Origin of the sequence: Escherichia sp. 93.0816, from assembly GCF_013368855.2 — a bacterium.
GTDB lineage: Bacteria > Pseudomonadota > Gammaproteobacteria > Enterobacterales > Enterobacteriaceae > Escherichia > Escherichia ruysiae.
The window spans coordinates 163190-185002 of record NZ_JABWNC020000007.1 but is presented as its reverse complement, the minus strand read 5'-3'; the positions used below and the strand labels follow the sequence as shown (position 1 = coordinate 185002).

Here is a 21813-nt window from a genome sequence, read left to right as displayed (position 1 = left end):
GACGAGATAATAATGATAACCAGGTCATGGAGTTACTATGTCTGCCAAACATCCGGTCATTGCAGTAACAGGGTCCAGCGGTGCGGGAACCACCACCACCAGCCTCGCGTTTCGTAAAATATTCGCGCAGTTAAATCTGCGCTCAGCCGAGGTAGAAGGCGACAGTTTTCACCGCTACACCCGCCCGGAAATGGACATGGCGATCCGCAAGGCGCGCGACGCCGGGCGGCATATCAGCTACTTCGGCCCCGAAGCTAACGACTTCGGCCTGCTGGAACAAACCTTCATTGAATACGGCCAGAGCGGCAAAGGGAAATCTCGCAAATATCTGCATACCTACGACGAAGCCGTACCGTGGAATCAGGTGCCTGGTACGTTTACCCCGTGGCAGGCGCTGCCAGAACCCACCGATGTGCTGTTTTATGAAGGTTTGCACGGCGGCGTGGTCACACCACAACATAACGTCGCGCAGCATGTGGATTTACTGGTTGGTGTAGTGCCTATCGTTAACCTGGAGTGGATTCAAAAACTCATTCGCGATACCGGCGAGCGCGGGCACTCGCGAGAAGCGGTGATGGACTCGGTAGTTCGCTCAATGGAAGACTATATCAACTACATCACACCGCAGTTTTCTCGCACCCATATTAACTTCCAGCGCGTCCCCACCGTTGACACCTCAAACCCCTTCGCTGCAAAAGGCATCCCATCGCTGGATGAAAGCTTTGTGGTAATCCATTTTCGTAATCTGGAGGGAATCGATTTCCCCTGGCTGCTGGCGATGCTGCAAGGCTCGTTCATTTCCCACATCAATACATTAGTGGTGCCGGGCGGCAAAATGGGTCTGGCAATGGAGTTAATTATGCTGCCGCTGGTGCAACGACTGATGGAAGGGAAGAAAATCGAGTAACTCTGCTATTAAGCCGGATAAAATACTCTCCGGCTTCACAACGGGATAGTTAAATTACGCGGCAACCACTTCATACGAGTGAGTAATATTCACCGCTTTTTCCAGCATCAACGCGACTGAGCAATACTTCTCGGCTGAGAGATCGACCGCACGCGCAACCGCTGCGTCTTTCAGGTCACGACCGGTGACGATAAAATGCAGATTAATGTGCGTAAACAGGCGTGGTGCCTCTTCGCGGCGTTCAGAAGTCAATTTTACTTCACAATCGACCACATCCTGACGCCCTTTTTGCAGGATAGAAACCACATCAATTGCGCTACAGCCACCTGCCGCCATCAACACCATTTCCATCGGACTTGGCGCTTTATCGCCAGAGTTGCCATCCATTAAAATCTGGTGACCAGAGGCGGACTCGCCCAGAAAGGTTAACCCTTCGACCCACTTCACACGCGCTTGCATAATCGAAACTCCATTGCGTCAATTTTCCTGACAGAGTACGCGTACTGACCAAATCGCGCAACGGAAGGCGACCTGGGTCATGCTGAAGCGAGACACCAGGAGACACAACGCGAAAGCTATGCTAAAACAGTCAGGATGCTACAGTAATACATTGATGTACTGCATGTATGTAAAGGACGTCACATTACCGTGCAGTTCAGTTGATAGCCCCTTCCCAGGTAGCGGGAAGCACATTTCGGCAATCCAGAGACAGCGGCGTTTTCTGGCTCTGGAGAAAGCTTATAACAGAGGATAACCGCGCATGGTGCTTGGCAAACCGCAAACAGACCCGACTCTCGAATGGTTCTTGTCTCATTGCCACATTCATAAGTACCCATCCAAGAGCACGCTTATTCACCAGGGTGAAAAAGCGGAAACGCTGTACTACATCGTTAAAGGCTCTGTGGCAGTGCTGATCAAAGACGAGGAGGGTAAAGAAATGATCCTCTCTTATCTGAATCAGGGTGATTTCATTGGCGAACTGGGCCTGTTTGAAGAAGGCCAGGAACGTAGCGCATGGGTACGTGCGAAAACCGCCTGTGAAGTGGCTGAAATTTCCTACAAAAAATTCCGCCAATTAATTCAGGTAAACCCGGATATTCTGATGCGTCTCTCCGCACAGATGGCGCGTCGTCTGCAAGTCACTTCAGAGAAAGTGGGTAACCTGGCGTTCCTCGATGTAACGGGCCGCATTGCACAGACTCTGCTGAACCTGGCAAAACAACCGGATGCCATGACTCACCCTGACGGTATGCAAATCAAAATTACCCGTCAGGAAATCGGTCAGATTGTTGGCTGTTCTCGTGAAACCGTGGGGCGCATTCTGAAGATGCTGGAAGATCAGAACCTGATCTCCGCACACGGTAAAACCATCGTCGTTTACGGCACTCGTTAATCCCGTCGGAGTGGCGCGTTACTGAGTAGCGCGCCATTTTGTTTAACCCGATGTGGCGCAGACTGATTTATCATCCCGATATCAACTATGCACTACGACAAACGCTGGTGCTATGTTTGCCCGTGGCCGTTGGTCTATTGCTTGGCGAATTAAGACTCGGGCTGCTCTTTTCCCTCGTCCCCGCCTGTTGCAATATTGCGGGGCTTGATACTCCCCATAAACGTTTTTTCAAACGTTTAATTATTGGTGCGTCGCTGTTTGCCACCTGCAGCTTGCTAACACAACTACTGCTGGAAAAAGATATCCCCCTGCCATTTCTGCTGACGGGGTTAACGTTGATACTTGGCGTTACTGCCGAGTTAGGGCCATTACACGCAAAATTACTTCCCGCATCACTGCTGGCAGCTATTTTTACCTTAAGTCTGGCGGGATACATGCCCGTCTGGGAACCATTGCTCATCTATGCGTTAGGTACACTCTGGTATGGGCTGTTTAACTGGTTTTGGTTCTGGCTCTGGCGCGAACAACCGCTACGCGAGTCCCTTAGCCTGCTGTACCGTGAACTGGCAGATTATTGCGAAGCCAAATACAGCCTGCTTACCCAGCACACCGATCCTGAAAAAGCGTTGCCACCGCTGCTGGAACGCCAGCAAAAAGCGGTCGATTTAATTACCCAGTGCTATCAGCAAATGCATATGCTTTCCGCGCAAAATAATACCGATTACAAGCGGATGCTGCGCATTTTCCAGGAGGCGCTGGATTTACAGGAACACATTTCGGTCAGTTTGCATCAGCCGGAAGAGGTGCAAAAGCTGGTCGAACGTAGCCATGCGGAGGAAGTTATCCGCTGGAATGCGCAAACCGTCGCCGCTCGCCTGCGCGTGCTGGCTGATGATATTCTTTACCATCGCCTGCCGACGCGTTTTACGATGGAAAAGCAAATTGGCGCACTGGAAAAAATCGCCCGCCAACATCCGGATAACCCTGTGGGGCAATTCTGCTACTGGCATTTCAGCCGCATCGCCCGCGTACTGCGCACCCAAAAACCGCTCTATGCCCGTGACTTACTGGCCGATAAACAGCGGCGAATGCCATTACTTCCGGCGCTGAAAAGTTATCTTTCCCTGAAATCGCCAGCACTGCGTAATGCCGGACGATTGAGTGTGATGTTAAGCATTGCCAGTCTGATGGGCACCGCGCTGCATCTGCCGAAATCCTATTGGATACTAATGACGGTATTGCTGGTGACGCAAAATGGTTATGGCGCTACTCGCCTGCGGATTGTGAATCGTTCTGTAGGAACCGTGGTTGGATTAATTATTGCAGGCGTTGCGCTGCACTTTAAAATCCCTGAGGGTTACACCCTGACGCTGATGCTTTTCACTACGCTCGCCAGTTACCTGATATTGCGCAAAAACTACGGCTGGGCGACGGTCGGTTTTACCATTACCGCTGTATATACCCTGCAACTGTTATGGCTGAATGGTGAGCAGTACATCATCCCTCGTCTTATCGATACTATCATCGGCTGTCTGATTGCCTTCGGCGGCACAGTTTGGCTGTGGCCGCAGTGGCAGAGCGGCTTATTGCGCAAGAACGCCCATGATGCCTTAGAAACTTACCAGGAGGCCATTCGTCTGATCCTCAGTAAAGATCCGCAACCTACGCCACTAGCCTGGCAACGAATGCGGGTTAATCAGGCGCATAACACCTTGTATAACTCATTGAACCAGGCGATGCAGGAACCGGCGTTTAACAGCCATTATCTGGCAGATATGAAACTGTGGGTAACGCATAGTCAGTTTATTGTGGAGCATATTAATGCCATGACCACGCTGGCGCGGGAGCACCGGGCATTGCCGCCGGAACTGGCACAGGAGTATTTGCAGTCTTGTGAAATCGCTATTCAACGCTGTCAGCAGCGGCTGGAATATGATGAACCGGGTAGTTCTGGTGACGCCAATATCATAGACTCGCCAGAGATGCTGCCACACGAAGGCGCGTCTGGCACGCTGGAGCAGCATTTACAACGCGTTATTGGCCATCTGAATACAATGCACACCATTTCAGCGATGGCCTGGCGGCAGCGACCACATCACGGGATTTGGTTGAGTCGGAAGTTACGGGATTCGACGGCGTAATATCATCATTGCCAGAAGTAAACCGTAGGTCGGATAAGGCGTTTACGTCGCATCCGACATGCTTTGCCTGATGCGACGATGACACGTCTTATTACGCCCCAACTACCTTCGCCACCGCACTGGCGAAACGTTGCATCCCTTCATCGATATCCGCATCTTCCACCACCAGCGACGGCGCAAAACGCATCACATCCGTCCCGGCGTTCAGCACCATAACACCCGCATCTGCGCCCGCATAAAGGAAATCACGCGCCCGACCTTTGTACTGTGGCTTAAGCTCTGCGCCAATCAACAGCCCCATACCGCGAATATCGCTGAACACATCGTACTGTTGGTCGATCTTCTGCAAATGGTCAACAAAACGCTGACGTTTCGCGCGAATGCCTTCCAGCACTTCAGAGGTATTGATGATATCAAAAGCCGCACCCGCAACCGCACAGGCCAGCGGGTTACCGCCGTAGGTGGAACCGTGAGAACCAGGATGAAACGCAGAAGCAATCTCCGCCGTGGTCAGCATGGCGCTAATCGGGAAGCCGCCGCCTAACGCTTTCGCGGAAGTCAGAATATCCGGTGTCACGCCATAGTGCATATAAGCAAACAGATCGCCGGTACGCCCCATCCCGCACTGCACTTCATCAAACACCAATAATGACTGATGTTGATCGCACAGCTCACGCAGGCCCTGCAAAAACTCTGGCGTCGCTGCCGTCACGCCGCCCTCGCCCTGAATCGGCTCAACAACTACCGCGCAGGTGTGATCATCCATCACTGCTTTCACTGCGTGGAGATCGTTAAAGGGAACGTGGATGATGTCTGCCGGCTTTGGCCCAAAGCCGTCGGAATATTTCGGCTGCCCGCCCACCGAGACGGTAAACAGCGAGCGACCATGAAAAGCGTTATGGAAGGCAATAATTTTGGTTTTGAATGGGCTATGACGCACACAGGCGTAATGACGCGCCAGTTTGAAGGCGGTTTCGTTAGCTTCCGTGCCGGAGTTCATAAACACCACGCGTTCGGCAAACGTTGCCTCAATCAGTTTACGCCCAAGACGCAGCGCCGGTTCATTGGTGAAAACGTTACTGATATGCCACAGAGTTTCGCCCTGGGTTTTTAACGCATTCACCAGCGCAGGATGGCAATGTCCCAACGCCGTAACTGCAATACCACCCGCGAAATCGACATACTCCTTGCCTTGCTGATCCCAGATTCGGCTGCCCTGACCTTTTACCGGAATAAACTCTGCCGGAGCATAAATCGGCAGGATCACTTCATCGAAAGTCGCGCGTGTAATTGCTGTTTGTTCAATTGCCATCTCATGATCACCCTGTTACGCATAAACCAATGTGAAATTATAATCACAAAATATGCATAAAAAATCACTGAATGGCAATCAGAAATCAGCGATGCAGGAAATTAGCCAGCAGTTGATGTCCTTGTTCGCTGAGAATACTTTCCGGGTGGAACTGCACGCCTTCAAGCTCCCACTGGCGATGGCGAATCCCCATAATCTCGCGAGTTTCGCTCCAGGCAGTCACTTCAAAACACGCTGGTAATGAGCCAGGTTCCACCACCAGTGAATGGTAGCGTGTCACGGTGAGTGGATTTGCCAGCCCCCGAAATACCCCCAGGTTGTTATGCGTAATCGGTGAAGTTTTACCGTGCATAACCTTTGCGGCGCGCACAACTTTGCCACCGAAAGCCTGCGCCATTGCCTGATGACCGAGGCAGACGCCAAGAATCGGCAAGCGCCCGGCGTAGTGACGAATAGCCTCAAGGGAGATCCCGGCTTCATCGGGCGTACAGGGGCCTGGCGAGATGACAATTTTCTGCGGTTTAAGGACGTCGATATCCGCCAGCGTCAACGCATCGTTGCGCTTAACCAGCACATCCGCCCCCAGTTCACAAAAGTACTGGTAGAGGTTCCAGGTGAAAGAATCGTAGTTATCAATAAGCAGGATCATGGCGGCTCCGGTACGAAAGAACCGCGCTATTTTACTCAGATTCCCCGGCTTCGCTTACCACTTTGCTAAATATCGTCTGCAGCGCAGAGAGATCGCCCATAGCCCCGCTCTGATTTGCCTGATTCCAGGTCTCTTTTTCGATACCCTGCCAGCTCAGTTGATAGCCTGCATGAATCGCCAGTTGCTCGAAGAAGATCCGCTGTGCCAAGCCACTTCCTGCACGGAATGGATGCAGGACATTGATTTCACAATAGTAATGCGCCAGCCGCTCGACGAACTTCGCTTTCTCAAGACCGACCAGATAACCTTCTTCCTCCAGATCCTGCATCAGGGCATTGCCCTCTTTTTCAATATAGGCAAAGTGGCAGAACGGTGTATCCCCCTGATAAATATCGACTTCACGCAGTTGCCCCGCCCAGTCGAAAATATCCTGATACAGCTGGCGATGAATAGCACGCAAATGCGGTAAACCACGCACCAATGGACCAAGCTCAATGGTCGCGGCACGCAGCGCCGTCATTTCGTAAGCCGCCTGCTCCAGCCGCTGCTGTTGGCGGATATCCAGCCGATTACGCATGATATCGAGGCCAGGATAGAGATACGGGTCGCGCCCTTCGCCGAATTTATCGCTCATAGTGCCTCCTTAGCTCTTCAAGGCGCACCAAAGCCTCAGCGGCAGTCAGTGTCACCAAAGGGATCTCAACACCTTCGAGACGACGGCTGGCCTGAAAATTACGATTACGCTGAAGCTCCCAGAGGCGGGACTTTTGCTTATCGGTGAGTTTCTTCACTTAATGCCTCCCTGAACGTGTCCGTTTGCCACAAGTATAAGCGGCAAATCCGGGTTACGCCGGAAGAGCAGATGCGCGGGCAAGATTGCCCGCGCGAGAAATCGTTACGGCAGGACTTTAGCAGAAAGGATAACTACTGGCTTTGACGGCACATTCTGGTATGGACCAACGTCATGAGTCGGCACCTGGGAAATCTTATCGGCAACGTCCATACCTTTCACCACTTTACCAAAGACGGCGTAGCCGAAATCACGCTGACCGTGGTCGAGGAAGGCATTGTCGGCTACGTTGATAAAGAACTGACTGGTTGCGCTATCTTTGTCCGCAGTACGCGCCATAGCAATAGTGCCGCGCGTATTGCGCAGACCGTTATCAGCTTCATTTTTGATTGGCGGATTTGGTTTTTTCTGCTGCATCTGCTCGGTAAATCCACCGCCCTGAATCATAAAGCCAGGGATAACGCGGTGAAAGGTGGTGTTGTTATAAAAACCGCTGTTCACATAATCGACAAAGTTTTGCACTGATACCGGTGCTTTCTGGCTATCCAGTTCCAGTTCGATATTACCAGCAGAGGTTGTTAACAATACGTGCGGATCCCCTTTCGCTGCCATTGCTACGGGTGAGAGAGCAGAAAGAGCGAAAACAGCTACGAAAGCTGCCAGGGTCGATTTGAACATGAGATTTCCTTAACAGAGCAGAAAAAAAGCAAGTGGAGAGATTCTAAATAGCCTTCAATGACAAGGCCATTCCTTTACCTAATTTTACGTACTTGAAATATATGTAACCTGATGATCACTTTTATTCCGTGATCAGAATCACTTTAAAGTTTGCAAATTAGCAACCGTTTGCAATTAAATATTTAATCAGATCACAAAATCACCTAAAATCGCCCGCTCGCGGCATATCCACTATGCCATTTTATCTTTTAACGCAGGCCAATCATGACTAACAGCAATCGCATCAAGCTCACATGGATTAGCTTTCTTTCCTACGCACTGACCGGTGCGTTGGTTATTGTCACCGGGATGGTGATGGGAAATATCGCCGATTATTTCAATCTGCCTGTTTCCAGTATGAGTAACACCTTCACCTTCCTCAATGCCGGCATTTTAATCTCTATCTTCCTCAACGCCTGGCTGATGGAAATTGTCCCGCTGAAAACGCAGTTACGTTTTGGCTTTCTCCTGATGGTGCTGGCGGTTGCCGGTTTGATGTTCAGCCACAGCCTGGCGCTGTTCTCGGCGGCGATGTTCATCCTCGGGGTGGTCAGCGGCATCACCATGTCGATTGGTACATTCCTGGTAACGCAAATGTATGAAGGGCGCCAGCGCGGTTCCCGTCTGCTGTTTACCGACTCCTTCTTCAGTATGGCAGGGATGATTTTCCCGATGATCGCCGCATTTCTGCTGGCGCGCAGCATTGAGTGGTACTGGGTTTATGCCTGCATCGGGCTGGTGTACGTCGCTATTTTTATTCTGACCTTCGGCTGTGAGTTCCCGGCGCTGGGCAAACATGCGCCAAAAGCTGACGCCCCGGTAGCGAAAGAAAAGTGGGGGATCGGCGTGCTGTTTCTCTCGATTGCTGCTCTGTGCTACATCCTCGGTCAGTTAGGTTTTATCTCCTGGGTGCCAGAGTACGCCAAAGGTCTGGGCATGAGCCTGAACGACGCGGGTACGCTGGTGAGCAACTTCTGGATGTCGTACATGGTCGGCATGTGGGCGTTCAGCTTTATTCTGCGTTTCTTTGACCTGCAACGTATTCTGACCGTGCTGGCAGGCCTGGCTGCGATTCTGATGTATGTCTTTAACACCGGAACACCAGCGCATATGGCGTGGTCTATTCTTGCTCTGGGCTTCTTCTCCAGCGCAATCTATACCACCATCATCACCCTGGGTTCCCAGCAGACAAAAGTGCCGTCGCCAAAACTGGTTAACTTCGTACTCACCTGTGGAACCATCGGCACCATGCTGACCTTTGTGGTTACCGGTCCGATCGTAGAGCATAGCGGTCCACAGGCGGCACTGCTCACTGCAAACGGTCTGTACGCTGTGGTATTCGTGATGTGCTTCCTGTTAGGTTTTGTCAGCCGTCACCGTCAGCACAACACCCTGACCTCTCATTAATTGCCAATGCCGGGCGGCACTTTTGTCGTCCGGCTTTTTCCTCTCATCTCCCGCAACGTGCCTTCATCTCTATAAATGCTTTTATTTTGTCTATTTTTTGCACAAACATGAAATGTCAGACAATTCCGTAACTTAAGAATATTTATACAAATCAGCAATATACCTCTTAAGGAGTATATAAAGGTGAATTTGATTTGCATCAATAAGTGGGGTTGCTGAATCGTTAAGGTAGGCGGTAATAGAAAAGAAATCGAGGCAAAAATGAGCAAAGTCAGACTCGCAATTATCGGTAACGGTATGGTCGGCCATCGCTTTATCGAAGATCTTCTTGATAAATCTGATGCGGCCAACTTTGATATTACCGTTTTCTGTGAAGAACCGCGCATCGCTTATGACCGCGTACACCTCTCGTCTTACTTCTCTCACCACACCGCCGAAGAGCTGTCGCTGGTGCGCGAAGGCTTTTACGAGAAACACGGCATCAAAGTTCTGGTCGGCGAACGCGCTATCACCATCAACCGTCAGGAAAAGGTGATCCACTCCAGCGCCGGGCGTACCGTTTATTATGACAAGCTGATCATGGCGACCGGTTCCTACCCGTGGATCCCGCCGATCAAAGGTTCTGATACTCAGGACTGCTTTGTTTATCGCACCATTGAAGACCTCAACGCGATTGAATCCTGCGCCCGTCGCAGCAAGCGCGGTGCCGTTGTTGGCGGAGGCCTGTTAGGTCTGGAAGCCGCTGGCGCACTGAAAAACTTAGGCATCGAAACCCACGTTATCGAATTTGCCCCGATGCTGATGGCGGAACAGCTTGATCAGATGGGCGGCGAGCAGCTGCGTCGCAAAATCGAAAGTATGGGCGTGCGCGTTCACACCAGCAAAAACACCCTTGAGATTGTGCAGGAAGGTGTCGAAGCGCGTAAAACCATGCGTTTTGCCGACGGTAGCGAGCTGGAAGTTGACTTTATCGTCTTCTCTACCGGTATCCGTCCGCGCGATAAACTGGCAACTCAGTGTGGTCTGGACGTTGCTCCGCGTGGGGGTATCGTAATCAATGATTCCTGCCAGACTTCCGATCCGGATATCTACGCTATCGGTGAATGCGCAAGCTGGAACAACCGTGTATTTGGTCTGGTAGCACCAGGCTACAAAATGGCGCAGGTCGCCGTTGACCACATTCTCGGTAGCGAAAACGCTTTTGAAGGTGCTGACCTTAGCGCCAAGCTGAAACTGCTGGGCGTGGACGTTGGCGGTATTGGCGATGCGCATGGTCGTACACCAGGCGCGCGTAGCTATGTTTACCTCGACGAAAGCAAAGAGATCTACAAACGCCTGGTTGTCAGCGAAGACAACAAAACCCTGCTCGGTGCGGTACTGGTGGGCGATACCAGCGACTACGGCAACCTGCTGCAACTGGTGCTGAACGCTATCGAACTGCCAGAAAACCCGGATTCCCTGATCCTGCCAGCGCACTCCGGTAGCGGTAAGCCATCTATCGGTGTAGATAAACTGCCGGACAGCGCACAAATCTGCTCCTGCTTCGACGTCACCAAAGGCGACCTGATTGCTGCTATCAACAAAGGCTGCCACACCGTTGCGGCGCTGAAAGCCGAAACCAAGGCCGGTACTGGCTGCGGCGGCTGTATCCCACTGGTAACTCAGGTACTGAATGCGGAACTGGCGAAACAGGGTATCGAAGTTAACAACAACCTGTGCGAACACTTTGCTTATTCGCGTCAGGAACTGTTCCATTTGATCCGCGTTGAAGGCATTAAAACCTTCGAAGAACTGCTGGCGAAACACGGCAAAGGCTACGGTTGTGAAGTTTGTAAACCGACCGTCGGCTCGCTGCTGGCCTCCTGCTGGAACGAATACATTCTGAAGCCGGAACATACTCCGCTGCAGGATTCTAACGACAACTTCCTCGCTAACATCCAGAAAGACGGCACCTACTCGGTGATCCCGCGTTCTCCGGGCGGTGAAATCACCCCGGAAGGACTGATGGCAGTGGGTCGTATCGCGCGTGAATTTAATCTCTACACCAAAATCACCGGCTCCCAGCGTCTGGCAATGTTTGGCGCACAGAAAGACGATCTGCCGGAGATCTGGCGTCAGCTTATTGAAGCTGGTTTCGAAACCGGTCATGCCTATGCGAAAGCACTGCGTATGGCGAAAACCTGTGTGGGTAGCACCTGGTGCCGCTACGGCGTTGGCGACAGCGTGGGTCTCGGCGTGGAACTGGAAAACCGCTACAAAGGCATCCGTACTCCGCACAAAATGAAGTTCGGTGTCTCTGGCTGTACCCGTGAATGTTCAGAAGCTCAGGGTAAAGACGTGGGTATCATCGCCACCGAAAAAGGCTGGAACCTGTACGTCTGCGGTAACGGCGGCATGAAACCACGTCATGCGGATCTGCTGGCGGCGGATATCGATCGCGAAACGCTGATCAAATATCTCGACCGTTTCATGATGTTCTACATCCGCACCGCCGACAAACTGACGCGTACCGCGCCGTGGTTAGAAAACCTCGAAGGCGGCATTGATTACCTGAAAGCGGTGATCATTGACGACAAGCTGGGGCTGAACGCACATCTGGAAGAAGAGATGGCGCGCCTGCGTGAAGCGGTAGTGTGTGAGTGGACTGAAACGGTCAATACGCCGTCTGCGCAGACTCGCTTCAAACACTTCATCAACAGCGACAAGCGTGACCCGAACGTACAGATGGTGCCAGAGCGCGAACAGCACCGTCCGGCAACGCCGTATGAACGTATCCCGGTAACTCTGGTGGAGGACAACGCATGAGCCAGTGGAAAGACATCTGCAAAATCGATGACATCCTGCCTGAAACCGGCGTCTGCGCGCTGTTAGGTGACGAGCAGGTAGCAATTTTCCGCCCGTATCACAGCGACCAGGTGTTTGCGATCAGCAACATCGACCCGTTCTTCGAGTCCAGCGTGCTGTCACGCGGGCTGATTGCGGAACACCAGGGCGAGCTGTGGGTCGCCAGCCCGCTGAAAAAACAGCGTTTTCGCTTAAGTGATGGCTTGTGCATGGAAGACGAACAGTTTTCCGTCAAACATTACGAAGCACGAGTGAAAGACGGCGTGGTACAACTGCGCGGTTAATGTTTTAACGGGGGGCGCAATGCCTCCCCTTTTTGCATTGTCCTGTAATGACCTTCGGTATATTGCAGGGCATTTTTTAAACTTTTTGTTTTATTTTTTGTTTTTATTTTTTAAAGGATAATCAAATGTTTACAGACACTATTAATAAGTGTGCGGCTAACGCTGCGCGCATTGCACGCCTGTCAGCAAATAACCCGCTCGGCTTCTGGGTCAGCTCTGCAATGGCAGGCGCGTATGTGGGTCTTGGGATCATCCTGATTTTCACGCTCGGTAACTTGCTCGATCCATCTGTTCGTCCTCTGGTGATGGGCGCGACCTTTGGTATCGCCTTAACGCTGGTCATTATCGCCGGTTCTGAACTGTTCACCGGACACACCATGTTCCTCACCTTTGGGGTGAAAGCGGGCACCATCAGCCACGGGCAAATGTGGGCAATCCTGCCGCAAACCTGGCTGGGTAACCTGGTCGGTTCCGTCTTTGTTGCCATGCTTTATAGCTGGGGCGGCGGTAGCCTGCTGCCGGTAGATACCAGCATCGTTCACTCCGTCGCGCTGGCTAAAACCACTGCACCGGCAATGGTACTGTTCTTCAAAGGCGCATTGTGTAACTGGCTGGTTTGCCTTGCAATCTGGATGGCGCTGCGCACTGAAGGTGCGGCGAAATTTATCGCTATCTGGTGGTGTCTGCTGGCATTTATCGCGTCCGGCTATGAGCACTCCATCGCTAACATGACGCTGTTCGCGCTCTCCTGGTTCGGCAACCACAGCGAAGCCTACACGCTGGCGGGTATTGGTCATAACCTGCTGTGGGTGACGCTGGGTAATACTTTATCGGGCGCCGTATTCATGGGATTGGGTTATTGGTATGCTACGCCGAAAGCGAATCGTCCGGTTGCGGACAAATTTAATCAAACTGAAACGGCTGCAGGTTAATCAGTAAGGGGTTTTTACGTGGATCATTTGCCTATATTTTGCCAATTACGCGATCGCGACTGTCTGATTGTCGGCGGTGGTGATGTTGCGGAACGCAAAGCAAGGTTGCTGTTAGACGCGGGCGCTCGCTTAACGGTGAATGCATTAGCGTTTATTCCACAGTTCACCGCATGGGCAGATGCAGGCATGTTAACCCTCGTCGAAGGGCCATTTGATGAAAGCCTTCTCGACACCTGCTGGCTGGCGATTGCCGCGACGGATGATGACGCGCTTAACCAGCGCGTCAGCGAAGCCGCTGAATCTCGCCGCATCTTCTGTAACGTGGTCGATGCGCCAAAAGCCGCCAGCTTCATTATGCCGTCGATTATTGACCGCTCACCGCTAATGGTAGCGGTCTCCTCTGGCGGCACATCTCCGGTTCTGGCGCGCCTGCTGCGTGAAAAACTCGAATCACTGCTGCCGTTGCATCTGGGCCAGGTAGCGAAATATGCCGGGCAGTTACGCGGTCGGGTGAAACAAAAGTTCGCCACGATGGGCGAGCGTCGCCGTTTCTGGGAAAAATTGTTCGTTAACGACCGCCTGGCGCAGTCGCTGGCGAATAACGATCAGAAAGCCATTACTGAAACGACCGAACAGTTAATCAACGAGCCGCTCGACCATCGCGGTGAAGTGGTGCTGGTTGGCGCCGGCCCTGGCGATGCCGGGCTACTGACGCTGAAAGGTCTGCAACAAATTCAGCAGGCTGATGTGGTGGTCTACGACCGTCTGGTTTCTGACGATATTATGAATCTGGTACGCCGCGATGCTGATCGCGTTTTTGTCGGCAAACGCGCGGGATACCACTGCGTACCGCAAGAAGAGATTAACCAGATCCTGTTGCGGGAAGCGCAAAAAGGCAAACGCGTGGTGCGTCTGAAAGGCGGCGATCCGTTTATTTTCGGACGTGGTGGCGAAGAGCTGGAAACACTGTGCAACGCGGGCATTCCGTTCTCGGTGGTTCCGGGTATTACCGCAGCTTCCGGTTGCTCTGCCTATTCGGGTATTCCACTTACGCATCGCGATTATGCTCAGAGCGTACGCTTAATTACCGGACACTTAAAAACCGGTGGTGAGCTGGACTGGGAAAACCTGGCAGCAGAAAAACAGACGCTGGTGTTCTATATGGGGCTGAATCAGGCTGCGACTATTCAGCAAAAATTGATTGAACACGGAATGCCAGGCGAAATGCCAGTGGCGATTGTCGAAAACGGCACGGCAGTAACGCAACGCGTGATTGACGGTACGCTTGCGCAGTTGGGCGAGCTGGCGCAGCAAATGAACAGTCCGTCTTTGATTATTATTGGCCGGGTCGTTGGCCTGCGCGACAAATTAAACTGGTTCTCAAACCATTAATTAAATAAAATTTTAATCAAGGTCGGATATTTCCGACCTTTTTTATTCACAATAATCATCATATTAATTTTTATCTTCAGCAGACATAAAACAACTTTTTAACCAATTTGTTTTTTAACAACCACCCACAGTTACAGTGGCTTACAAATATAATCGAAATATTAATAGTCCACACACTGACGTGTAATAGATATTCCTGTATTGTTTCTGACGAGCAGCTTGCTTATATTCACATAGATAATGAATATTACTCGATATATTTTACATAGGGAATGAAAATGAATAAATTTATTAAAGTAACACTGGTAGGTGCAGTACTGGCTACATTAACTGCATGTACTGGTCATATTGAAAACCGTGACAAGAACTGCTCTTACGATTACCTGCTGCACCCGGCAATTTCTATTTCTAAAATCATTGGTGGCTGCGGTCCGACTGCACAGTAATCTCTTAACATAAATCGGTTAATACCGGTTTAATTGTCTGACGCCCTCTGTTTTCATCAGAGGGCGTATTTGTTTTTACCTTGCCTTTGAAAATATCGTTCACAACATTAAACGCTGGCAATACTCTCACGCAAAATCCGCAGCACCGTCTCTTCACCGCTACGATTCGGATTAATGCGAATCGCACAATGTTCTAATTGCGGATTCGCCTGGCGAAACGTTCCGGAAAGGCGATAAAAGAGCGGCGGGATCTCATATTTCGACTCCGCACCCACCGGATACGGCAACGCGCCGCGTTTCTGCGCTTCTGCCAGTACCCTGGCGGCAATCGGCTGATGAAATTCCACAATCAACACTTTCGACTGTGCATTGGCAATCACCGCGCTTTTCACTTCCGCCACTGCGCCACCGTTAAGTAAAGCCAGCAACCGTTCAGATACCCCCGCCTGCACCGCATGCATCACCGGCGCGAAAACCAGCCCACGCAAGACTTCCAGCGCCTGAGCGCCCTGAATCTGGCTGCCGCCGGAGTAAAGCGTGGCGCGAATACGGTTGATAACGTCGGCATCGCCTACCACCGCACCAACACCCTCTGGCCCAAACAGCTTGAAGCAGGAAAATGTCGAGACATTCGCCCCGCATTCGCAGCCGATTCGCGCCACCTTCATTACCGCATAGTTATCATCGGTTAACGCAGGAACGCCAGCAGAGCGCAACGTTGCCAGCACATCTGCCAGAATGTAGCGATCCTGCGGCTGCTGCCGCGTATGCTGCACCAGCGCCGCATCAGGTTGTTGCTCGTCTACGACCTGCTTAAGCGCCGACAGGTCATTGAAATCAGCAGTAATAAGCGTCAGCCCCATCTGCTCAATGATGACGCGCGTCGTCGGATAAACGGGCGCGTCATGCACCAGAAGACGCTGCCCTGGTTTCAGCAAAGCCGCCAGCCCGGCACGAATCGCTCCTGTGCCAGCGCCTTGCACCAGCACCGCCGCTGGCGCATGAAACGCATCTGCCAGCACCTGCTCCACACGCTGGGTAATGCGAGGCTGATTCAGCCCCGGCGTTAATCCCAAATCACCGCAGGTAAGAAATTCGCTACCAGGAAAATGGCGACAAATGCTATCCACCAGCGCAAACTGCTTCTGCTGCGCTTCAGCAAGGGTCAGACTTTTCAGAGGAAACGTCTTCATAGGTGCATTCCTTAAGCCGGAACAAACAGGCCAAGCCAGTAAAGAACATTCAGCAGGATGCCGGTGATCATTACTGCCACGACCGGCGCCGCCATTTTTTGTACCGGACGACCGAGAGATTCGTTGAGGAAGTAAATGGCAACCGCAATAGAGAATCCGGTATAACCCGCCATCTTAATTGCCGCGAAAATAGAACCGACCAGCAGCGCCACTTCCATCAGCATATTCATGGCGTTACGGATGTTATCCGACGCATTACGCACTGACGGATAGCGCCCCAGCCATTTGCCGATCGAACGAAGTAACAGGACTTCCGCCGAAATAACTACGGCGCCTAATACCGCCGCAATCATCGGATTCGGCGAGAGATAGCCCACCGCATAAACAAAGGTAAAGCCCGCAACTGCATACACACCCGTAGCTAACGCGGTGGTGGCAATCAACGGTACAAAACCCAGCCCGCGCATAAATTCTGCCAGTGCCGCCTGGTTGATCAGCGTTTGTGATTGTTCCGGCGTTACGCCTGCGGAGTACGCTTTCTCCAGAGTGAAGATCGACACTTCGCTACCGGCAAAAATCTTCATACTGGCAACGGCGGCGATCAGCGCCCCGACAATGGCGATATACGGTAAATTTTTGATAATCCGCGACGTGCGCTCTTCAAACACCGAAAGCCCGCTGGCATCGATATCATTTTCATCACGATGACGCAGGTCATGAGTAATGGCGATCCCCAGCAGCATTACCATGCCAATAAAGATTTCGATGGATTCCGGGTTAAGATGCGGGAAATAGCGCACCACCACCACACGGGTCATCAACACGACGGCAGCGGCGATCAGGCTTTGCTTCCAGCCAAACTGGTAGAAAATCGCCACCAGCGGGAAAAGTGCAAAAGCAGAAACTACCGGCGAACTTAATTCCCCAAGGCTACCTAATACATCCACCGGCAGTGCGGTCAGCAACTGGTTTACCGGCAACAGGCAGGTGAGGATCAGTACCCCCCAGATCGCGCCAAGACCAAACGCCATCAGGCTGTTTATCGCCAGTACGCCGAGAATATCGGTAGGAAGAAAAAGCAGCCATGCATTGAGCAGGCCGGTTTTCAGGGTAAAAGAGATCCCCACCGAGGCCACAAAACCGATGCTCAGACCGAAAGCGATACTCCCCGCCTCGCGACGGTTCATATAGCCTTCAATCAGTTGCGGCAGGATCGGGCGGATACCGTCATGAAAAACAGCCGCCGAGCGATGCGCCAGAAGCGATGTCATACCGGTCAGGCACGCCACCAGGATAATCTGGATATACAGATCCATAGTCGTGCCTTTTATTTCAGATGGTTAATCAGCATCGGAATCGCATGTTCGACGTGCTCAACGGAAAGGCCAAACGCCACCTTTCCTTCGGCGATCATTTTAGCGATATGCTCGTCTTTCGCTTTGATACCCGGCTTGGCAATGGTGCAACTTTTGTTATATCCAATCACCGCGATGGCAATCGACAATGCCGCACCTGCTCCGGTATTACACGCGCCAATGTAGTAATCCAGTTGCCCGGATTTCACTTTCATCGCTGCTTCCATGTCGTTGTGAATGAAAACTTCAAAACAGCCTGGAGCCGTCGTTTCAATGGTTTTTTTAATCTGCTCACGCTGTAAGCCTGCAACGCCAATCTTTTTCATGAGTCTGTCCTTATTGGAAAAATTGAGAGGGATTTTCACGTAACATCACATCCACATCGGCCTGGCTGAATCCTGACTGGCGCAGTTGTGGAATAAAGGTGGTAAATAAATAGTCATAGCCATAACCACCGTTGGCTTTTAAATGGGAGCGACGCGTAATATCCATCGACAGCATGACGCGGTTCAGTAATCCACGGTCGCGTAGTGCATGAAGCATCGCAATGCGCTTTTCGTCCGGGTAGTAACTGTTCTTGCCGATGGTGTCGAACTGCACATACGCGCCGAGTTCGATCATCTTCAAAATGTTGTCGAGGTTGTCTTTCAGATCGCAGTGACCAACGGTGACGCGCGAAAGATCAACTCCGTGGGCTTGCAGCAGAGCCAGTTGTTCCAGCCCCATCGTGCTAAATGACGTATGCGTGGAGATCGGGCGTCCGGTCTGGTTATGTGCCAGCGCGGCGGCAATAAACACCTTCTCTTCCAGCGGCGTAATCTTCCCTTCGCTGGAGCCGATCTCCGCGATGATCCCGGCTTTCAGTTCCGTGCCATCGATACCCTGCTCAATTTCATCGACCATCTCCTGCGCCAGTTCCTGCACGCTGCGGGTCGCCACATGTTCCGGGAAAAACGCGTCCTGGTAATAACCGGTACAGGCCACCACGTTGATCCCCGTCTCGCGCATTACATCGAGCATAAATTGCGCATTGCGCCCCATGTAACGGTTGGTCATCTCAATCACATTACGCACGCCCCGGGTCATCAGGTCGTTCATCTCCTGGCAAATGAACGCATACTGATCAAGGCGGCAGTCCACGTTGTTTTTAAAGCCGGAAAGATCAATATGCAGATGTTCATGGGCGAAGGTGTAGCCCGTCGGATCAAAACTCATAGGGTGTCTCCTGCAAACCGGAGGGAGGAAAGAAAAGAGCGACCATTTTGTGGCGGTGGCGCACGGAAAAATTCACACACGGTAGCCCCCACATCAGAAAGCGTGGTGCGCACACCGAGTTGCGTGTGGATCAGCCCTTGCTGATAAACCAGCACTGGCACCACTTCACGGGTATGGTGGCTGTGACCAATGGTCGGATCGTTACCGTGATCCGCCATTACGACCAGGCAATCATCTGGCTGCATCGCCTCAATAAGCCGGGCAAGGTTACGGTCAACGACCTGCAAACGTTCGGCATAACGTGCGACGTCTTCTGCATGACCAGCGAGGTCGGTTTCCTGGATATTGATGCAAATAAACGCCGTCGGATGCGTGTTAAATTCGTCGAGGGTGATATCCATAATCCGCTGGCTATCCACCAGGTTTTGCCAGCTCACGCCATAAGGATTGCTGACGATATCTGCCACCTTACCCACCAGCACGGTTGGCACGCCCGCTTCATACAGTTTTTGCGGCACTTGTACTTTCTCATCGACGCCGTAGCCCATATGCACGACCTGGAAGCCGTTGTCATAAGCGCCAGAGCGCGGCGCATTGATACCAATAAAGCGCCCTTCTTTGCTTTCTGCGGCATCGATAATGCGTTGACTGTCGGTTAACAGGCCGCCAAATGTAATGACCCGACCGACCTGTACCTGCTCACGCACGATACGACCAATTTTGATTGCGTCGTCAAAAGAGATCACAGAGAGGTTGGCGGTGATGTTATAGACCTGGCCTAAATCCGCCTCGAGATTATCGCCAATCGCAACCGCCTGATTGACCCACAGAAATTGCAGATCATCGCCACGGCGCTCCACCTGCCAACCGGCGGATACTAATGCCTGCTCAACACGGTCAATCACATCGCGAAAGGGCATCCGCAGCGGCGGTAACGGGCGCGTGCCTAAAATTTCCTGATGCCCCATAAAGGTATCGCCACCTTCATGTTGCAGCTCTGCCACGCCCCAGGTTGCGGAGTCTGACGGCTGCATATCGCCTGGCGCATAACCCAATGCGTTGATTAGCCCCAGCTTCTCCAGCGTTGGTAGCTGCAAATGCGGCAACTGGCTCAGGATGTGACCACAGGTATTCGCCCCGGCATCCTGCGGACGCACCAACGTGACATCTTTCATTGCCCCTACGCCAAAGCTATCGATCACTAACACCACAAATCGCGCCATTACGCCTCCAGAGGGTTGCCGAGACTGTCATAACGACCAACGATTTTCGGTTCGCCACGGTGAATACCGGACACCAGCACCACATCGCTACGGGTGACAAAAATCTGCGTGCGAAAACAAAGCACCACTGCACTGCTTACCGGATGCTCGCCTGCCAGCGACAGGGTGTAGTCGATACTGCTGTCATCCACAGTTTTGAGATTGGTTTCAGTAATCTTTTGATTTTCTGGCGTAAATACCAGCGCATGTTGCGCATGACCACGACGGTAATAGCCGCCGCCGTAGCAGTAGCTATCACCACGAAAATGATGGGATATTTCGCTTAACCAGAGCATGGCTACGCGTTCAGGCTGGTCGCCCTGTTGGTTTGCCGGAATGGTGCCCGTCAGCGCATGACCGGGTTCGGCATGAGTAACACCGTATTCCGCCAGCAATGGCAGCGAAGTACAGCTGGTTGCTGAAGGCGCGTTCAGTTGCTCAATCGCAATACCAGATTTCGCCAGTTGATCCCGTGCTTGTACCAGCGTGTGAAGATTCGGCGTCGGCAAAACTTTCCCGGCAGCCTCATCCCAAAGCAGGCAGGGGAAATGGGTAAGTCCCGCCAAATGCAGCCCCGGCAGTTTCTGAATTTCAGCAACCACCTCGTGCAGCGAATGCTGTACAAAACCGCTCTCCTGCCCCGGATAAAGAAAATCATCGTCGCTATAAACTTTGAGCAGCACAGACTGAATCCGCCCCGCTTTCACCGCTGCCGCAGAAACCTCCTGCGCTTTGGCAAGGGTAAACACGGTGATGACGTCAGTGCCCTGTTCAACGGCATCAGCGATCTGGTGACAAGGGATTTGTACCAGATGCCCCTGATGCGCCACCGGCAAACCTGCGCGGCGCATCACTCGCGCCTCTTTGTAATCCACCGCCACAATGCCGCTGTAGCCCAGCGCCAGCAGTTTTTCCGCCAGCCACGGATTGCGACCGAACTGTTTGGTCATCAGATACAGCTCAATACCGTAAAGCCGCGCCGTCTCAATCAGCCGCTTACCGTTTTCCAGTACCTGATCCACGTCGACAACCCAACTGTCCGGGGCTATCTTGCCCTGCTGCCACAGGTTTAGTGCGGCAGAAATCAGTGCCGGGTTCTGGCGTTTCAATGCTTCTACAAACATCTTGTTGCCTCGTTCCTGTTCCTTGAATCAAATATTCATTTTTTTGAATATTTAAGTTATGCGACGTGGATTTGCTGTGGGCTTCAGACCTCTTCGTTAGCGGCCATCCATAATCCATAAAGGTTGGCCAGCAAATAGCCTTCTTCACACGGGTTAACTTCCAGCGCGAATCCCTGCAATAACACCTGGTGCAACTGCATGATCGCTGGCCAGTGGCTACATTGCGCCAGTTCAGCCAGCAATTCGTCATCCAGTGGCTGGATCTGTTCGCCGCGACGACTGCGCATCAGCGCACTCGCCATATGTATCATTGCCATCGTTCCTTGCTCACTGCGCACTGGTAGATGGCATTCTGTTTCCAGTACGTTGACGACCTGCATCATGCCTTTGCAGATGTCCTTATCGATGACCCCTGCATCGCAAAGCAGGTTGAGTCTGGTTTCCATTTTA

22 protein-coding genes are annotated in these 21813 nt (G+C 52.2%); 9 read left to right on the top strand and 13 right to left on the bottom strand.

Annotated elements, in window-relative coordinates:
- Positions 1-37 precede the first annotated feature (37 nt).
- Positions 38-907, top strand: coding sequence for a phosphoribulokinase (locus tag HEM79_RS10740; protein ID WP_001274700.1), 870 nt, complete (start codon positions 38-40; stop codon positions 905-907).
- 54 nt (positions 908-961) lie between these two features.
- Here the strand turns inward: HEM79_RS10740 and HEM79_RS10735 are convergent, their stop codons facing one another.
- A complete protein-coding gene (locus HEM79_RS10735; RefSeq protein WP_001148908.1) occupies positions 962-1366 on the bottom strand; it encodes an OsmC family protein in 405 nt (134 codons plus the stop codon).
- A gap of 301 nt (positions 1367-1667) precedes the next feature.
- Between HEM79_RS10735 and crp the strand changes: the two genes are divergently transcribed.
- Positions 1668-2300, top strand: a complete 633-nt coding sequence (gene crp, locus HEM79_RS10730; RefSeq protein ID WP_000242755.1) for a cAMP-activated global transcriptional regulator CRP — start codon at positions 1668-1670, stop codon at positions 2298-2300.
- A gap of 50 nt (positions 2301-2350) precedes the next feature.
- Positions 2351-4441: a YccS/YhfK family putative transporter gene (locus HEM79_RS10725; protein ID WP_176241406.1), complete on the top strand. Its 2091-nt coding sequence runs from the start codon at positions 2351-2353 to the stop codon at positions 4439-4441.
- A 91-nt stretch (positions 4442-4532) separates the two neighbouring features.
- Here the strand turns inward: HEM79_RS10725 and argD are convergent, their stop codons facing one another.
- The 5 genes from argD to ppiA form a co-directional block, all read right to left on the bottom strand.
- The gene (gene argD / locus HEM79_RS10720; protein ID WP_176241405.1) at positions 4533-5753 is read right to left on the bottom strand and encodes a bifunctional acetylornithine/succinyldiaminopimelate transaminase; all 1221 of its coding nucleotides are present in this window, start codon (positions 5751-5753) and stop codon (positions 4533-4535) included.
- Between the two features lie 85 nt (positions 5754-5838).
- Positions 5839-6402, bottom strand: coding sequence for an aminodeoxychorismate synthase component 2 (gene pabA, locus HEM79_RS10715; protein WP_176241404.1), 564 nt, complete (start codon positions 6400-6402; stop codon positions 5839-5841).
- Between the two features lie 31 nt (positions 6403-6433).
- Positions 6434-7036, bottom strand: coding sequence for a putative adenosine monophosphate-protein transferase Fic (locus HEM79_RS10710; protein ID WP_001280620.1), 603 nt, complete (start codon positions 7034-7036; stop codon positions 6434-6436).
- The gene (locus HEM79_RS10705) at positions 7026-7193 is read right to left on the bottom strand and encodes a YhfG family protein (protein WP_000736855.1); all 168 of its coding nucleotides are present in this window, start codon (positions 7191-7193) and stop codon (positions 7026-7028) included. Before HEM79_RS10705 ends, HEM79_RS10710 begins: the two co-directional genes overlap by 11 nt.
- Before the next feature lie 104 nt (positions 7194-7297).
- On the bottom strand, positions 7298-7870 hold the full coding sequence (ppiA, locus tag HEM79_RS10700) for a peptidylprolyl isomerase A (protein WP_000477213.1): 573 nt from the start codon (positions 7868-7870) through the stop codon (positions 7298-7300).
- 264 nt (positions 7871-8134) lie between these two features.
- Between ppiA and tsgA the strand changes: the two genes are divergently transcribed.
- From tsgA to HEM79_RS10670, 6 genes are all read left to right on the top strand, one after another.
- Positions 8135-9316, top strand: a complete 1182-nt coding sequence (tsgA, locus tag HEM79_RS10695; protein ID WP_000185241.1) for an MFS transporter TsgA — start codon at positions 8135-8137, stop codon at positions 9314-9316.
- A 261-nt stretch (positions 9317-9577) separates the two neighbouring features.
- Positions 9578-12121 (top strand): NADPH-nitrite reductase large subunit, encoded by a 2544-nt coding sequence (nirB, locus tag HEM79_RS10690; RefSeq protein ID WP_000049233.1) that lies wholly within the window; start codon positions 9578-9580, stop codon positions 12119-12121.
- Positions 12118-12444 (top strand): nitrite reductase small subunit NirD, encoded by a 327-nt coding sequence (gene nirD / locus HEM79_RS10685; protein ID WP_000084764.1) that lies wholly within the window; start codon positions 12118-12120, stop codon positions 12442-12444. The genes nirB and nirD overlap by 4 nt, the downstream gene beginning before the upstream one ends.
- Before the next feature lie 125 nt (positions 12445-12569).
- A complete protein-coding gene (gene nirC / locus HEM79_RS10680) occupies positions 12570-13376 on the top strand; it encodes a nitrite transporter NirC (RefSeq protein ID WP_000493563.1) in 807 nt (268 codons plus the stop codon).
- Positions 13377-13394: 18 nt separating this feature from the next.
- The gene (gene cysG / locus HEM79_RS10675) at positions 13395-14768 is read left to right on the top strand and encodes a siroheme synthase CysG (RefSeq protein ID WP_016159519.1); all 1374 of its coding nucleotides are present in this window, start codon (positions 13395-13397) and stop codon (positions 14766-14768) included.
- 278 nt (positions 14769-15046) lie between these two features.
- A complete protein-coding gene (locus HEM79_RS10670; protein WP_001031838.1) occupies positions 15047-15214 on the top strand; it encodes a YhfL family protein in 168 nt (55 codons plus the stop codon).
- A gap of 107 nt (positions 15215-15321) precedes the next feature.
- Here the strand turns inward: HEM79_RS10670 and HEM79_RS10665 are convergent, their stop codons facing one another.
- The 7 genes from HEM79_RS10665 to HEM79_RS10635 all read right to left on the bottom strand — a co-directional run bounded on the left by HEM79_RS10665 (position 15322) and on the right by HEM79_RS10635 (position 21809).
- The gene (locus HEM79_RS10665) at positions 15322-16407 is read right to left on the bottom strand and encodes an aminotransferase class I/II-fold pyridoxal phosphate-dependent enzyme (protein ID WP_176241403.1); all 1086 of its coding nucleotides are present in this window, start codon (positions 16405-16407) and stop codon (positions 15322-15324) included.
- Between the two features lie 11 nt (positions 16408-16418).
- Positions 16419-17723: a YhfT family protein gene (locus HEM79_RS10660; RefSeq protein WP_176241402.1), complete on the bottom strand. Its 1305-nt coding sequence runs from the start codon at positions 17721-17723 to the stop codon at positions 16419-16421.
- 11 nt (positions 17724-17734) lie between these two features.
- On the bottom strand, positions 17735-18088 hold the full coding sequence (locus tag HEM79_RS10655; RefSeq protein ID WP_010349555.1) for a DUF2620 domain-containing protein: 354 nt from the start codon (positions 18086-18088) through the stop codon (positions 17735-17737).
- A 10-nt stretch (positions 18089-18098) separates the two neighbouring features.
- Positions 18099-18977: a phosphotriesterase-related protein gene (locus HEM79_RS10650; RefSeq protein ID WP_176241401.1), complete on the bottom strand. Its 879-nt coding sequence runs from the start codon at positions 18975-18977 to the stop codon at positions 18099-18101.
- Positions 18974-20200, bottom strand: a complete 1227-nt coding sequence (locus HEM79_RS10645; RefSeq protein WP_176241400.1) for a phosphopentomutase — start codon at positions 20198-20200, stop codon at positions 18974-18976. The genes HEM79_RS10650 and HEM79_RS10645 overlap by 4 nt, the downstream gene beginning before the upstream one ends.
- Positions 20200-21363, bottom strand: a complete 1164-nt coding sequence (locus HEM79_RS10640) for a YhfX family PLP-dependent enzyme (protein ID WP_176241399.1) — start codon at positions 21361-21363, stop codon at positions 20200-20202. The genes HEM79_RS10645 and HEM79_RS10640 overlap by 1 nt, the downstream gene beginning before the upstream one ends.
- 83 nt (positions 21364-21446) lie before the next feature.
- Positions 21447-21809 carry a PRD domain-containing protein gene (locus HEM79_RS10635; protein ID WP_176241398.1) on the bottom strand — a complete coding sequence of 121 codons (363 nt, stop codon included), beginning with the start codon at positions 21807-21809 and terminating at the stop codon, positions 21447-21449.
- Positions 21810-21813: the final 4 nt, after the last annotated feature.

Excerpts from the sequence above, each read along its gene's own strand:
- HEM79_RS10735 (WP_001148908.1), bottom strand. The coding sequence starts at position 1,366 with ATGCAAGCGCGTGTGAAGTGGGTCGAAGGGTTAACCTTTCTGGGCGAG.
- nirC (WP_000493563.1), top strand. The coding sequence starts at position 12,570 with ATGTTTACAGACACTATTAATAAGTGTGCGGCTAACGCTGCGCGCATT.
- ppiA (WP_000477213.1), bottom strand. The coding sequence starts at position 7,870 with ATGTTCAAATCGACCCTGGCAGCTTTCGTAGCTGTTTTCGCTCTTTCT.
- HEM79_RS10655 (WP_010349555.1), bottom strand. The coding sequence starts at position 18,088 with ATGAAAAAGATTGGCGTTGCAGGCTTACAGCGTGAGCAGATTAAAAAA.
- HEM79_RS10660 (WP_176241402.1), bottom strand. The coding sequence starts at position 17,723 with ATGGATCTGTATATCCAGATTATCCTGGTGGCGTGCCTGACCGGTATG.
- argD (WP_176241405.1), bottom strand. The coding sequence starts at position 5,753 with ATGGCAATTGAACAAACAGCAATTACACGCGCGACTTTCGATGAAGTG.
- HEM79_RS10635 (WP_176241398.1), bottom strand. The coding sequence starts at position 21,809 with ATGGAAACCAGACTCAACCTGCTTTGCGATGCAGGGGTCATCGATAAG.
- HEM79_RS10650 (WP_176241401.1), bottom strand. The coding sequence starts at position 18,977 with ATGAGTTTTGATCCGACGGGCTACACCTTCGCCCATGAACATCTGCAT.
- nirD (WP_000084764.1), top strand. The coding sequence starts at position 12,118 with ATGAGCCAGTGGAAAGACATCTGCAAAATCGATGACATCCTGCCTGAA.
- pabA (WP_176241404.1), bottom strand. The coding sequence starts at position 6,402 with ATGATCCTGCTTATTGATAACTACGATTCTTTCACCTGGAACCTCTAC.
- HEM79_RS10645 (WP_176241400.1), bottom strand. The coding sequence starts at position 20,200 with ATGGCGCGATTTGTGGTGTTAGTGATCGATAGCTTTGGCGTAGGGGCA.
- HEM79_RS10710 (WP_001280620.1), bottom strand. The coding sequence starts at position 7,036 with ATGAGCGATAAATTCGGCGAAGGGCGCGACCCGTATCTCTATCCTGGC.
- tsgA (WP_000185241.1), top strand. The coding sequence starts at position 8,135 with ATGACTAACAGCAATCGCATCAAGCTCACATGGATTAGCTTTCTTTCC.
- HEM79_RS10725 (WP_176241406.1), top strand. The coding sequence starts at position 2,351 with ATGTGGCGCAGACTGATTTATCATCCCGATATCAACTATGCACTACGA.
- HEM79_RS10740 (WP_001274700.1), top strand. The coding sequence starts at position 38 with ATGTCTGCCAAACATCCGGTCATTGCAGTAACAGGGTCCAGCGGTGCG.
- HEM79_RS10670 (WP_001031838.1), top strand. The coding sequence starts at position 15,047 with ATGAATAAATTTATTAAAGTAACACTGGTAGGTGCAGTACTGGCTACA.
- HEM79_RS10640 (WP_176241399.1), bottom strand. The coding sequence starts at position 21,363 with ATGTTTGTAGAAGCATTGAAACGCCAGAACCCGGCACTGATTTCTGCC.
- HEM79_RS10665 (WP_176241403.1), bottom strand. The coding sequence starts at position 16,407 with ATGAAGACGTTTCCTCTGAAAAGTCTGACCCTTGCTGAAGCGCAGCAG.
- nirB (WP_000049233.1), top strand. The coding sequence starts at position 9,578 with ATGAGCAAAGTCAGACTCGCAATTATCGGTAACGGTATGGTCGGCCAT.
- crp (WP_000242755.1), top strand. The coding sequence starts at position 1,668 with ATGGTGCTTGGCAAACCGCAAACAGACCCGACTCTCGAATGGTTCTTG.